We start from the raw sequence: 14495 nt of genomic DNA, 5'->3' as shown, positions 1-14495 counted from the left end.
CGCGCGGCAGGTGGATGCGATCCATTTGCCGCGGCTTCACAGGATTAGCGTCGGCGTCGCGTGAATCCGGCGGCAGCAAATCCCGCCAGCATCAGCGACAACGTCCCTGGCAAGCCTACGGCCCGGGTGGAAGCTTCGACATCGATGTTGTCGATCTGGGTGAATGCGCCGGAGCTGATGCGCAGTTCCATGATGCCGGTCAAGGCCGTGGCCCAGATGCCTGCGTCCTGGATGACGCCAACCAGTTTCCCATCGGCGGAGACGGAGCTCCAGTCTGCGAAGTAGTCAAAGCCACTCAGGTTGAACAAGCCGCCACCGATGCGGGTCAGCGTGACGAACGTGTCGGAGCCGTTGTCAAGGCCGTCATGCCAGTTGTAGGTCTGCGGTTCGAAAGTACCGCTGCCAACATTGGCCGCACCTGGTGCTGCATTAGGGGCGTGCAGGGTTAGCTGGAAACCCGACTCCTCGTACTTCAGGTTCGGTCCATCGTAGCGCATGGTGTCCGCCAGCGGAAAGCCGTCGCCATACATCATCTCGGTAAGCTTGCTGAACTCCAGGACGGTCGCGCTAGCGCTGCTTGCTGCCATGCTGAAGCACAAGGCGGCCAGGATAGTATTGAGTTTCACGGTTTCTCCCTTTTTCAATAGCTGAACACGACGCCACGGCCTGCGGCGCTGGCAAACACGCGTCCCGGCACGGACTGGTCGGCTGCGAGGTTGCCGAGGCCCGCGTATTGGTGCTTGTCGTCGTTGATACGGCGCCAGGTCACGCCGCCATCGTCGGAACGATGCACGCCCCATACGTTGCTGATGGTGCCAACGATGTAGATGGTCGAGGAATAAGTGGCGCCGGCGGTCGCTTTGCCCAGCGCGATCGAAGTTGCACCGTATACTTCCGGGTACATCCACGCCGGCTGGCTGCCCCAGTCGGGCGCCGTGGCCTGCAGCCTGGTCCAGGTCACGCCCGAATCGGTCGAGTGGAGGAGGCTGAAGCCATCAGCCACCCAGATGTCGCCCTCTGCATTCGGGTTGACGGCGACCGACGAGTGGGAGAAATCTGCAACCCGCGCACCGGCAGCAGTGAAGGCGGTGCTCTCGGTGAAGGTGTGGCCGCCGTCGATCGAGTACCAGAAGTGCGCAGTATCGGACCACTGGTTCCACCATGCGCCGCCCGAGTTGAAGGCGTACACCTTGAGTGGATTCTTGCGGTCGGCAACGATGCGGTAGCCGCGGTTGATACCCACCGCACTGAGGGCTGGCAGGTTGGTATAGGCCCAGCTGGCGCCGTTATTGGTGGTGTAGGCGGGCCGCGAGTTGGCAGGCGCCCAGACAATGTTCCCTGGCATGGTCACGGCGATGTTCGATTCGCCACCCTGGTCGGCCAGGGCATCCGGGTGGTTGGCGGCAAATGCCGTCCAGGTCACGCCGGAGTCGGTGGAGTATGCGCCGGCGACGTTCGGCGTGTTCCACACCGGCGTGCCGATCGCAGCGATGTAAGCGGGGGCAGACCACGCCATGTCGGCGCTGTTGCCATTGCCGAACCATCCGCGGGGGCCGCGCGTTGGCGTTTTCAGGAGTTCGGTCTGGACGTGCATGCCGATATCGCCCGAACTTCTCAGCAGGGTGTAGCTGGCCCCCTTTGGTGGCGTCATCAGGGCAAGCGTGGCGGTTTCTTCGAGGCCGGTGACCGCGAGATTCCAGCTGGGCGAGGCTGCTGAAGCGTTCCTGGTTTCCCAGACCCCGCCGCCGAATACGTGCAGGATGCGGTCTGGGTTGTGCGGGTCGATTTCGACATCGTCCACCCAGCCGGAAAAGTCGACGTCAGCCGGGGTATGGGGCGTCATCGAAGCGATTTCACGCCAGGTCAGGCCCGCGTCGTCCGAGAGCTGGACGATAGGCTGGCCCTGCCAGTTGCCCCAGGAATTCGTGACGCCGAGCGCAATCCGGGTGGCCGGTCCCGAGCCGGAGACTGACAGGCCGCCCATGCCGAAGTTGACCCACTGTTGCGTATCGTAGCTTTTCAACAGGGTCCAGTTGCTGCCGTCGAACTTGTAAAGCTTTGCCGGACCGCCAGCGCCTGGGCCCATATCGCGGGTGAACGCGACATAGATCATGCCGTCTTTGGCACGGGCCATGTGCGGGATGTGGTATCCGGTCACCGGGGTGGGTACACCCGCCCAGCTTGCGCCGCCGTCGTTCGACTTGTACAGGTTGAAGGGCAGGCCTGCCGCAGTTGCATAATCGGGGCCGACGGCAGCGTAAAGCCCCTGCGTGGCGGTGCCTGCGCCGGTGCTCGAGGTGTCGAACAACACTGCTTCGATGCCGGCCGAGGTGCGTCCGGGCAGCGAGGGGATCTGCTCGGCGGGATACTGGAACGACGACAGCGCGCTGACTTGCGCCCAGGTCTGGCCATAGTCCGCGCTCTTCCAGAGACCGGCAGTGCGCGAACCGTAATACAGGACGGCGGACTGGTTAGGATCGACCATCAGGCGTTCGCCGATGGCGCGGCCAGGGTCGTTGGATCCGACGCGGAAGGGGAGATCGACGTGGGTCCAGTTATCGCCGCGATCCGTTGAAATATACAGGCGGCCATTGGTACCGGCCCAGTCATACATTCCCGTGACCAGGTACACGCGCTTGTCGTCGTTGGCGTCCAGCGCGATGCTTTCCGCACCGTTGAAAAATTCTTCCCTGATCCCGAAGCCGTCGGTGATCGGGGTCCAGGCTGAGGTCGCCGCATCCCAGCGGTAGCTGCCGCCCATGTCAGTACGCGCGTACAGCACGTTGGGGCTGGTGGGGTGAAAGACCAGCCCGGGTACATAGCCGCTGCCGCCGTACTTCACGTTCATCCAGCGCGTGCCTGTTGCCGTGGTAGTGCTGGTGCTGGCGCTGGTGCTGGCGGTGACAGTGGCGGCGAAAGCAGGCGACTGGGTAGACGGACTGCTGCCGCCTCCACAGGCCGCCACCAGGCCGGCCATGAGGCAGGCGAGGGCGAGAGTTTGCTTCTTCATCCTTTGGCTCCACGAGAATTTATTGAACTGCGATAGTTGGATTGACAGACCGTTCGGCCGGTCCAGCCCAGCCTACGCGGAAGCCGGGACCGGGTGTCGCATTCGGGCTTGCAAATCCTTGAATGTGCAGAAAGTTGAAGAGATTTACACGCTATTGGAAGGTGACGCGGAAGCTGGCTGCCATTGTGTCCAGCCGGCCGGCAGGCAGGCGGATTGTCAAGGCCTCGTCAGACAGTTCCCAGGACAGCGGGGCTGGACTGCCCAACAGGGTGACAGTCTTTATTGGCCGCGGCTCCAACCCGGCCTTCCGGCCCAGCGATTGGACGCGCACCTCGGTTCCGGGCGTGCCAAGGGTGATGGCGTATAGAGCTCCATCCTTGGCGGTAAAGCGGATATCCTGCGGTGTATAGGCGGCGTTCTCATTGAAATGGCCGGACGACGCCTTGGTCGGCCCTTCGCCAAAGACTTTCCAGGGGCGGGTCCCATAGATCGCATCGCCATTGACCGCCATCCACTCTGCCATCTCCTTCAGGAAACGCATCGGCTCGGGCGGCAAGCTGCCGTCCGGGTACTGCACCACGTTCAGCAGCAGGTTGCCGTTCTTGCTGACGATATCGGCCAGCATATGCACCACCTCGCTGGTGCTCTTGTATTTATAGCCTTCGCTGTAGAACCAGTCGCCGATCGAGGTGTCGGTCTGCCAGGGACGGGGATTGATGCCGTCCATGACGCCGCGCTCCACGTCCTGCACGCCGGCTTCGCGGATGAATTCGCCCGAGCCGATATCCTTGTGGTTGTACACCGCTTCCAGCTTGCCGCCGTGCTTGGCGGCGTTGGCATTGTAGAAGTTGGCCACCAGGGTGCGGCCCACTTTATCGAAGGGAATGCCGCCATCGGAATAGAGCAGGTCGGGCTGGTAGCGCGTCACCAGGTCGGTGATGCGGTTGAACCACTCCTGCTGGAAGCGGGCATCGGTGGTGTACCAGGTGCTTGAATTGCGGTAGGGCTGGTCGGTCGGGCGGTGATAGAGCGATGTGTATTTTGGATCGGCGCCGTCATATGGCACACCCAGCATGGGCCAGGCCTGGTCGTAGCCATGGCTTGGTGCGAACCAGCTGTAGCTTGCGCCCAGGTGTTCCGATACGCCAAAGCGCAGGCCAGCCTTCAACGCGGCTTTCTTCCAGTCGCCGACGATGTCGCGCTTCGGCCCCATCTTGACTGCGTTCCATTCATGAAAGCGCGAGTCCCACAAATCGAAGTTGTCGTGATGGACGCCCATGCTGACGAAATAGCGCGCACCTGCCTTCTTGTACAGGGCCATCAAGGCATCGGGATCGAATTTCTCCGCTTTCCAGAGGGGGATGATGTCCTTGTAGCCGGACTTGGACGGATGCCCATAGTGTTCAAGATGGTGTTTGTACTGATCGGTCCCGTAGATGTACATATTGCGCGCATACCAGTCGCCCGCGCGCGGCACGGATTGTGGCCCCCAGTGCGACCAAATGCCGAACTTCGCGTCGCGGAACCAGTCGGGAGCCTGGTAAGTTTTGAACGTTGCTGCGTCCGCGCGGAATGGCCCCGGAACGCTGGTTAACTGTAGGGTGGAATCCTCGGCGTGGACAGCCGAGAGTGGGATGCACGAGGTGAGCAGTGGCACGGCAAAGGCCAGCAATGTGGCGCGGCGATTCGGCATTCGGTCTCCGGATGTTAAGAACTTGTAGGGATGGAGACAGGTTAGAGGCAAACGGTTGCATGGACAAGCGATACCAGGGCACTGGAGTTCAGAGTACGAAATTTCGTTGGCCAGCTTGGTAACTTTCGCAATCGCCTCGCCTCTGGCACCGCTCGCACAATGGATTGATCCATCCCGCGGCCACGCTCGGCAATGTGCCCCCGTTTTTCCAGTTGTTGAATTTCATTGAATGCGTTGACCATTTTCGCAATTGCAGTGCGATGCGGATGCTCGCAGAATGCGAGGCTAAAAATTCCGAATGCACCCCGCACAGTCATGAAATTCAATTCAATCGCTGCCGCGTGCACGCTGGCGCTAGCCTCCTTCTCCAATGCCGATGTTTGGGCGCAATCTGCGGAAGGCCATCCCGGATGGCCTGGCGCCGGACAGCTATTTGTCGGCACCAACTACCAACCCTTCGACCGTAGGGACCGCGATCAGATTGAGCGCGACATCCAGCGCATGAAGCAGGCTGGGATGAAAGTGGTGCGCATGGGCGACCTGGCCTGGGATGCCTTCGAGCCAGCCGAGGGGAAATTCGACTTCAGGCTGTTCGACTGGATCATGGACCGGATGCAGGCCGCCGGCCTGAAGGTCATCATGGATATCCCGGGACAGCCGGCGCCGGTATGGCTGCACAAGAAGTATCCCGGCGTCGGCATCGTCACCGAGCGCGGTGCGTGGCTCGATCCGGTCGAGCGTTACATGGACGATACCAGCGACCCCGACTACCGGCGCCTGCTGTTACGCCTGGCCGACACCATGACCAGGCGCTATGCGAAGCACCCGGCGCTGTTCGCCATCGGCTACAACAACGAAAGCGGCAATGGCATGGTGTCGTACTCCGAGGCTGACCGCAAGCGCTTCATCCGCTGGCTCAAACGCAAGTACGGTAGCCTGGCCGCCTTGAACAAGGCCTGGGCTGCGCAGCGCTGGTCGCGCCACCTCAGTAACTGGGATGAGGTGCGCCTGCCGTATATCGAAGGCGCTGGTCCCTACGAGCGCTACCTCGACATGCGTCGTTTCTGGTCCGACCAGACTGTTGAAGTGCTGGAGCTGCTCGAAGCGGTACGCAAGAAAAATGTGCCGGACAAGCCCGCCATCTCCAACCTATGGGACAGCGCAGGGCGCAAGGGCTTCGACTATTTGGCCACGTACCGCAATTATGTGAGCTACGGCGCGATGGGCTTCTACCCTGGCGATCCGCTGGGCGCCGGCTTCGAAGCGACGATGATGCGTGCCGGCATGAAGGCTCCGATCTGGTTCAACGAATTCACTGCTGGCGGCCCGGGATATTATGGCACCCCGGGGCGCTCCCGGATGTGGGCGCACTTTGGCCTGCTGATGGGCGCGCAGGCGGTGATGCCATGGACGTGGCACAGCCACCACGGCGGCGAGGAGCAGGCTTTGTTCGGCCTGGTCGACCACGATGACCGGCCCTCATGGAAGCTCGATGAGTTTGCTACCATCGCGAAGGAGTTCAGCCAATTGGAAAAGCTGGGCTTCCCCCGCCTCCAGCAATCCGAGGTCGCGATCGCCTACGCGTTTGACAATATGATCGCCACCAACTTGCCGAAGGAGGGCATGAACAACACGGTGCGCCCTTACCTCAACCCGGGTTACATGAAGCAGGCACATAACGCTTACGAGCCGCTGTTCAAGGACAATATCGACGTGGCCATCATTCACATCGGCCACGAGGACCTGAGACGCTACAAGCTGGTGATCGTGCCCGGCCTGTATCTGCTCGACGCGGCATCGACCGCCAGGTTGCGCGAGTTCGTCGCCGCCGGCGGCACTGTCATCATGACCGCGCAGTCGGCCAAGGTGAATGACAACAATCAGTGGCACGACACTCCGCTGCCCGGCGGCCTGTCCGACGTGTTTGGCCTGCGTACCAACGCGTTCTACAACGCAGGCACATTGCAGACCACGGTTGCTGGTGCAGAAATCAAGGCCGAACTGGGGACCTACGAGGTGCTGGAACCTTCCACGGCCGAAGTGCTGGCACGTTTTGACAATGTTGACGGCAAGACGCCCGCCATCACGCTCAACCGCTACGGCCAGGGACGCGCCATCTACGTCGCCACGGCTGCGCATCCGCAGCTCATGCGCCCGTTGTACCGCCAGCTTTACGCGAGCCTGGGCATTGCACCGGGGCCGCAGACGCCCGATGGGGTTTACGCGCGCGTTGTGGCTGGCCGTACGCTCTACGTCAACACTACGGGCGAGACCAAGGACGTGGTGCTTGGTGGCGCCATGAACGGTGTGCTCACCGGAAATCGCTGGCCAGGCGTGCTGCGCCTTGGCCCCTTGGGCGTCGACCTCCTCGAGAAGTGACCTGAAGCGCGCTCTGTTCTCGCAGTTGCACCCAGGTCATCCACCAAGCCAAGCCCCTGACTCCCCAGGGGCTTTTTTTGTTTCTGCCGGCCGAACGAAAGCGGCCTGAGGGCACCGGCCAATCAAGATCATTCGTGCGCGATCACCATGCGCGCCCGAAACGCCAACTGCCGCGCGGGCGCCCGGTGGAAATGTTCTTGAAATCGCTGTCGGATGAATGAAATTCGGTTTTCATCCTGCATTTATTGATAAGTGGATCATTCAGTAATTCGTTTGATTTTTATCAAATCCGAGGCTTGGACATCGGATATTGTCTAGACAAATTTGATCCAGATCAATTACCCGCTCAGAGCTACGAGTGCTGAGGGAACTGGGCACCGCAATGTCATAGTTGCAAGTAAGTAAGACCCCGCGGCAATCGCTGCCAGCGGCATTTTTCTAATGCCGGAACGGGGGCGCCGTTACGCTTTGGTGAATTTGCAGTCAGTGAGCAGTACTCGCTTTGCCCCGCAAGACGGACCCCTGGTCCGAGCAACCGAAAAGCTTTACCTAAAGTCAACCATTCTTGATTCACGCCAGCGGCGGGCGGGTTCGTGCGCGCCTCTCCCACTGTCGGAATGCGGCGTGGCCAGTTTGGTTAACGGTCTTGACTAGCTAAAAGGATTTCTAAATGACAAACTATTCCGACATTTGCATTGTTGGCGCCGGTATTGGTGGATTGACCTGCGCGACCCGTTTGATCAACGCCGGCCTTGGCCAGCAGATGCGCATCCGGGTGTTCGACCTGAATGGCTTCGTGGGTGGCCGCATCCAGTCGCGCAAAATCGACGAGGAGGTCGCCGAACTCGGCGCTGCCCGCTATTCGCCGCAACTCCATCCGCATTTCCAGGAGCTCATGCAGGACAGCGGGCTGGCGCACGCGGTCTACCCGTTCACGGAAGTGGCGTCCCAGGAGCGCGAGCAGCAAGAGTTGAAGGAGACCCTGCTGAGCTTGCAGCCCATGGTGAAAGAGCATCCGCAGGAATCCTTCCTTGAATTCGTCAGCCATTATCTGGGCGCTGCCGAAGCGCTCCGGATCCTCAAGGCCACCGGCTACGATGCGCTGCAACTGCCGATCGTCACGGCTGCCATGGCGTATGACATCATCAAGAAGCATCCGGAAACGCAAAACTGCACCGAAAACGCCGGCAACGAATGGCGCTATGCCCCGGATGGCTATGGAGAGCTGCTGCGCCAGTTGCAGCGCCAGGCCCAGGCCGCTGGTGTGGAGTTTCGCCTCGAACACCGCTTGCTGTCGCTGGAAAAGTCCGGCGCCGATCATCTGCTGGCTTTCAGCCATCATGGCGAGATCGAGATGCAGCGTGCGCGCCATGTGATCCTGGCCATGCCGCCCTCCGCCATGGCGGGCCTGAACCTGGACTTCCCGGCCGCCTGGAGCACGTTCAAGTACGATTCCCTGCCTTTGTTCAAGGGCTTCCTGACGTTCGAGAAACGCTGGTTCGAGTGCCTGGGGCTGGGCGACAAGATGCTGATGGCGAATAATCCCCTGCGCAAGATCTACTTCAAGAGCGATAAATACCTGCTGTTCTATACCGACAGCCAAAGCGCCCTCTATTGGCAGGACAGCGTGGAGCAGGGCGAAGAAATTTACCTGGAGCGCGTGCGGCGGCATCTGGAGGAGGCCCTGCCGCTCAAGGGCAGGGCGCTGCCGCCGATCCAATCGCACTTCTACAAGCATTGGCCGCATGGCGTCGAGTTCTACCTGGAACCTGAAGCCAAGCATCCGGCCGCCCTCGTGCATCCGAGCGGCATCATCGCCTGCTCGGACGCGTATACCTCGCACTGCGGCTGGATGGAGGGCAGCCTGATCAGCGCGCACCAGGCCTGCCAGCTCTTGCAGGAGCGCTGCAATTGGCTGCCCGAAGAGGCAAGTGGTGACGATACGCTCGACACCCCGGTTGCGGAGAGCGCATGAGCATTCTGGATTTCCCCCGTTTGCATTTCCGCGGCTTTGCCCGCGCCAACGTGCCCACGGCAAACCGCAACACGCACGGGCATATCGATATGGCCACCAACGTGGTATCGATGGCGGGCCAGCCCTTCGACCTGAGCCGGGCGCCGTCGGAATTTCATGCGCACCTGAAGCAGCTGCAGCCGCGCTTCGATGCCGCCGGCAAGCCCGATCCGGAGGGTATCTTCAGCCAGGCCGCCGGCTACAATTCCTGCGGCAATAATCACTTTTCCTGGGAAAACACCCGGATCACCGGCGTCCAGCTCGGGGAGGGCGGCGTCGATACCGGCGATGCCCTGGTCGGCGCCAGGCTGGCCCTGTGGGGCCATTACAATGATTATCTGCGCACCACGTTCAACCGCGCACGTTGGGTGGACAACAATCCGGCCCAGCCCGATACCACGCTGATTTACGCCGGGCAGTTCACGCTGAGCGGCGAGCAGGCCGGGCCCAACACCCCCAGCCTGTTCAGTGCCGAGATCGAGCAGGCGCACTCGGTGCGCTGGCTGGGAAGAGGCCACATTACCGAGCGCAGCGGCCATTTTCTGGACGAGGAATTCGGCCGTGCGCGGCTGTTCCAGTTTTCCCTTGCCAAGCAGGGGCCGCATTTCCTGTTCAACCCCGAGGTGCCGCTACCGGCCAGCCTGTGCGCCTTGCAGGAAGCCTTGGCCGAGGAGGACGTGCTGGGATTGACGGTCCAGTATGCCCTGTTCAATATGTCGACGCCGCTGAAACCCGATTCGCCGGTGTTCTACGACCTGGCCGGCACCATTGGGCTGTGGCGCCGTGATGAACTGGCCACCTATCCGGCGGGCCGCCTGCTGCTGCCGCGCCAGGGCAGCCTGGGGCCGGTGCTGGTGAAACTGGACGCGGACCGGGTGTCGCTGAACATGCCGACCGCGATTCCGTTTACCACCCGCGCGGCCAGCGCCGTTTCAGAGCAGCACCCGACGCATGCGCTGGGCGGCCAGCAGGCGCTGGGCGACCTGCGGCTGGAGGATGGCGCGGGCAGGCTGCTTGCCCGCATCCCGGAGGCGCTGTATCTCGATTACTGGCGCCATCATGGGGTGGTCGACGTGCCGCTGCTGCACGCTGGCGTGGCCGAAGGTGGGCTGCGCCTGGGCAGCGCGCTGGGGCAATGGGAGGAAGCGGACTGGGTGCTGCAGTCCGACAGCAATCAGCTGTACCTGGAGGCGCCCAACCGCGCGAAAGGACTGGACTATCCGCAGACGATCACGCTGCAAAGCCGTTTCCGCGGCGTCCTGGCGGACCATCCGGCCCTGGCGCCACGGGCCGAAGACGGTGCGATGCTGGCCCTTGATCTGCAAGCTTCGGCGCGCGGCTGTGGCTATGCCGAGCTGCGCGTCACGGGGCGCGTTCCCGGCGTCACCCGCATCGTGCTTGGCGATGGCCTGGAACGCCAGCACATTGGCGTACGCGTGCTGCCGGACGATTGGCATCTGGACGAAGTCCCGGCTGGACAGGTCGACTACGCCTTCCTCTACCGGCATGTGATGAGCTATTACGAGCTGATCTATCCCTTCATGGCGGACAAGGTGTTCAGCCTGGCGGACCAGTGCAAATGCGAAACCTATGCGCGCCTGATGTGGCAGATGTGCGATCCGCAAAACCGCGACAAGAGCTATTACATGCCGAGCACGCGCGAACTGTCGCTGCCGAAAGCACGCCTTTTCCTGAAATACCTGACCCAGGTTGAAGCGGGCGCGAAAAGCGGTCAAGCGGCACCGCCCGGGCCCGCGCCGGCCATCGGCAGCAAGGCCGAGCTGGTCGAGGAGCTGAAGAAGGCCATCGACCTCGAGTTGTCGCTCATGCTGCAGTACCTGTATGCCGCCTATTCCATCCCCAACTATGAGCAAGGCGTGCAGCTGGTCGCGGAAGGCCGCTGGCAGGCCGGCGAGCTGGAGCTGGCTTGCGGCGGGGCGGACCGGCGCCGCAACAGCGGCGCGCGCGGCACCCTGCTGGAAATCGCCCACGAGGAAATGATTCACTACCTGGTGGTCAATAACGTGCTGATGGCGCTCGGCGAGCCGTTCTACGCCGGCCGTCCGCTACTGGGCGAGCAGGCGCGCCAGCGCTTTGGCCTGGACACGGAGTTTGCGTTCGAGCCCTTTTCCGAGCATGTGCTGGCCCGCTTCGTGCGCTTCGAGTGGCCCGATTACCTGCCGACCCCGGGCAAATCGGTGGCCACCTTCTACGCGGCGATCCGGCGCGCCCTCGCCGACCTGCCGCAGCTGTTCGCGGCCGGCAGCGGCAAGAGCGGCGGCGAACACCACTTGTTCCTGAAGGAGCTGACCAACCGCGCCTATCCCGCCTATCAGCTCGAGGTGAGCGACCGCGACAGCGCGCTGTTCGCGATCGACTTCGTCACAGGACAGGGGGAGGGCGTGGCGCTCGATTCGCCGCATTTCGAGAGCTCGCACTTCAACCGGCTGCGCGCCCTGGCCGGCCGGTTTGCGGCGCGCGACAAGCCCTTCGAACCGGCCTTGCCGGCGCTGAAAAATCCGCTGCCCGATGCGGGCGCGGAGGGCTGCCGGGTAAGCGATGGCAAAGCGCTTGCCCTGATGCGGCTGTACCAGGGCGGCTACGAATTGACCTTCCTGTTGATGGCCCACCATTTCGCGCAAAAGCCCGCAGGCAGCCTGCGCCGCTCACGCCTGATGAACGCCTCGATCGACATCATGACCGGCGTGCTGCGGCCCCTGTCGGCGGCCCTGATGAATATGCCGTCCGGCCTGCCGGGGCGCAACGCCGGCCCGCCGCTGCCGGTGCCGCCCGCCGCCTCGGTCAGCGCGGACTACAGCGAGGGTTGCGCTCAGCTGGCGCAGAAATGCCTGGCGCTGGCCCGCTATGCGCGCAGCCTGGATGCTGGCGTGGTCGGCCTGGCGCCGATCGAGATGTTGGAGTTTTTTAATCAGCAATTGACCGACTTATCCCGGGGAACGATGTCTAGAGAGGCTTGATATGCATAAAATTATCATCGTCGGCGGCGGCCTGGCAGGCAGCCTGGCCGCCATCTATCTGGCGCAGCGCGGACACGATGTCCATGTGGTCGAAAAGCGCGCCGATCCGCTGCAGGAACCGCCGGCCAATGCCGATCCCGTCAGCACACGCGCCATCGGCGTCAGCATGACCGTGCGCGGCATCAAGGCAGTGCTGGGGGCCGGCATCAGCATGCAGGAGCTGGGCCAGTGCGGCGAACCCGTGGCCGGCATGGCGTTTTCCATCCGCGGCCAATACAAGGTGCGCGAGCTGCACCCGCTGGAGGGCGTGTTGCCGCTGTCGCTGAACCGCAATGCCTTCCAGCGCCTGCTCAACCAGTACGCGGCCCGGCACCAGGTGAAATACTCGTTCGAGCATAAATGCCTGGATGTCGACCTGGAGCGCAAGATCGTGCTGGTCCAGGGGCCGGACGGCGTCGTGCAGCAGCTGCATGGCGACCTGGTCATCGGTGCCGACGGCGCGCACTCGGCGGTGCGGCGCGCCATGCAGAGCAGCATGCGGCGTTTCGAATTCAAGCAGAGTTTTTTCCGCCATGGCTACAAGACGATGGTGCTGCCGAATGCCGAAGCGCTCGGCTTCCGCAAGGATCTGCTGTACTTTTTCGGCATGGACTCCCGGGGCGAATTTGCCGGCCGGGCCGCCGTCATCCCGGACGGCAGCATCAGTTTCGCGATCTGCCTGCCATATACCGGCTATACCGGCGCGCCCAGCCTGCACACGCAAGACCGCGACGTCATGCGCGGCTTTTTCGGCCGCTACTTCGGCAACCTGCCGCCGGCCAGCCGTGAGGAACTGGTGGAGCAGTTCCTCGCGCTGCCCAGCAATGACCTCATCAACGTCCGCTCCAGCACCTTCCACTTCAAGGGCAATGTGCTGTTGATCGGCGACTCGGCCCACGCCACCGCGCCCTTCCTCGGGCAGGGCATGAATATGGCGCTGGAAGATGTGCAGGTCTTCGTCGGCTTGCTCGAAAAGCATGGCAATGCCCTGGAGCTGGCCTTGCCCGAGTTCACCCGCCAGCGCAAGGTGCAGGCCGACGCCATGCAGGAGATGGCGATCGCCAACTACGAGGTGCTGAGCAATCCGAACTTTCTTTTCTTCCTGCAGGCGCGCTACACCCGCTATATGCACCAGAAATTCCCGCGGGTCTATCCACCTGACATGGCCGAGAAACTGTATTTCACATCGGTTCCTTACGCCGAACTGCAGCAAATCCAGAAGAAGCAAAACGTGTGGTACAAACTTGGAAGGGTAAATTAATGAAGATTCTCGTTATCGGCGCCGGCCCGGCAGGATTGATCTTTGCCAGCCAAATGAAACAAGCCCAGCCAGGTTGGGACATCCGTGTCGTGGAAAGGAACACCCAGGAAGAAGTGCTGGGCTGGGGCGTGGTGTTGCCGGGACGGCCGCCGCGCCATCCTGCCAATCCCTTGTCCTACCTGGAGCAGCCGGAGCGGCTCAATCCGCAGTACCTGGAAGAATTCAAGCTGGTGCACCACGACCAGCCCAATCTGATGAGCACTGGCGTCACCCTGTGCGGCGTGGAGCGGCGCGCGCTGGTGCAGGCGCTGCGCGCCAAATGCGTGGCGGCCGGCATCGCCATCAGCTACGAAACGGCGCCGGCCAGCCAGGCGCAGCTCGAAGCCGAGTACGACCTGGTGGTGGTCGCCAATGGCGTCAATCACAAAACGCTGGAGCTGCCGCCGTCGCTGGCGCCGCAGATCGACTTCGGGCGCAATAAATACATTTGGTACGGCACCACCCAGCTGTTCGACCAGATGAACCTGGTGTTCCGCGGCAATGCGCAAGGCATGTTCATCGGCCATGCCTACCGGTATTCGGACACGATGAGCACGTTCGTGGTCGAATGCGATGAACAGGCGTACGCCCGGGCCGAGCTGGAAATGCGCTCCGAGCGCGATGCCGCCGCCTATGTCGCCAAGGTGTTCGAGGCCGAACTGGGCGGCCACGCCCTGGTCAGCCAGCCCGGCCAGGGCTGGCGCAATTTCATGACCCTCAGCCACGACCGCGCCTGCGAGGGCAAGTTTGTCCTGATCGGCGATGCGCTGCAATCGGGCCACTTCTCGATCGGCCACGGCACGACCATGGCGGTGGTGCTGGCCCTGCTGCTGGTGAAAACCCTCAACGCCGACACCGATCCGGCGGCCGCCCTGGCCAACTTCAACGCCCGCGCGCTGCCTGTGGCGCATCTGTTCAAGGAGCATGCCAACAGCAGCCGCCTGTGGTTTGAAAGCGTGGCTGAACGCATGGGACTGAGCAACGCGGAATTGACCGCGAGCTTCGATGCCCGGCGCAAGGACTTGCCGCCGCTGCAGGATGCGCTGATGGCCACCCTGGGCTACGCCCTGGGCCGTTGAGGA

General features: G+C 62.5%; 8 protein-coding genes. 5 read left to right on the top strand and 3 right to left on the bottom strand.

The window, feature by feature from the left end; genetic code table 11:
• Window positions 1-44: 44 nt before the first annotated feature.
• From ACN9MY_RS18075 to ACN9MY_RS18065, 3 genes are all read right to left on the bottom strand, one after another.
• Window positions 45-626: a hypothetical protein gene (locus ACN9MY_RS18075; RefSeq protein WP_426335892.1), complete on the bottom strand. Its 582-nt coding sequence runs from the start codon at window positions 624-626 to the stop codon at window positions 45-47.
• Window positions 627-640: 14 nt separating this feature from the next.
• The gene (locus ACN9MY_RS18070) at window positions 641-3010 is read right to left on the bottom strand and encodes a dockerin (RefSeq protein WP_426335891.1); all 2370 of its coding nucleotides are present in this window, start codon (window positions 3008-3010) and stop codon (window positions 641-643) included.
• A gap of 151 nt (window positions 3011-3161) precedes the next feature.
• Window positions 3162-4703 carry an alpha-L-fucosidase gene (locus ACN9MY_RS18065; RefSeq protein WP_426161849.1) on the bottom strand — a complete coding sequence of 514 codons (1542 nt, stop codon included), beginning with the start codon at window positions 4701-4703 and terminating at the stop codon, window positions 3162-3164.
• 315 nt (window positions 4704-5018) lie between these two features.
• Here ACN9MY_RS18065 and ACN9MY_RS18060 point away from each other — a divergent pair, with 315 nt between their 5' ends.
• The 5 genes from ACN9MY_RS18060 (at window position 5019) to ACN9MY_RS18040 (ending at window position 14492) form a co-directional block, all read left to right on the top strand.
• Complete coding sequence (locus ACN9MY_RS18060; protein ID WP_426318179.1) at window positions 5019-7082, top strand: beta-galactosidase; 2064 nt, start codon at window positions 5019-5021, stop codon at window positions 7080-7082.
• 670 nt (window positions 7083-7752) lie between these two features.
• Window positions 7753-9057 (top strand): flavin monoamine oxidase family protein, encoded by a 1305-nt coding sequence (locus ACN9MY_RS18055; protein WP_426335890.1) that lies wholly within the window; start codon window positions 7753-7755, stop codon window positions 9055-9057.
• Window positions 9054-12074, top strand: a complete 3021-nt coding sequence (gene vioB, locus ACN9MY_RS18050) for an iminophenyl-pyruvate dimer synthase VioB (protein ID WP_426335889.1) — start codon at window positions 9054-9056, stop codon at window positions 12072-12074. The genes ACN9MY_RS18055 and vioB overlap by 4 nt, the downstream gene beginning before the upstream one ends.
• A 1-nt stretch (window position 12075) precedes the next feature.
• Entirely contained in the window at window positions 12076-13374 is a 1299-nt protein-coding gene (locus ACN9MY_RS18045; protein ID WP_426335888.1) for an FAD-dependent oxidoreductase, read from the top strand.
• Window positions 13374-14492: a tryptophan hydroxylase gene (locus tag ACN9MY_RS18040; protein ID WP_426335887.1), complete on the top strand. Its 1119-nt coding sequence runs from the start codon at window positions 13374-13376 to the stop codon at window positions 14490-14492. Before ACN9MY_RS18045 ends, ACN9MY_RS18040 begins: the two co-directional genes overlap by 1 nt.
• Window positions 14493-14495 lie beyond the last annotated feature (3 nt).

The organism is Pseudoduganella sp. R-31 (assembly GCF_049913235.1).
Lineage (GTDB): Bacteria > Pseudomonadota > Gammaproteobacteria > Burkholderiales > Burkholderiaceae_D > Rugamonas.
This window is presented reverse-complemented; position numbering and strand designations above follow the sequence as displayed.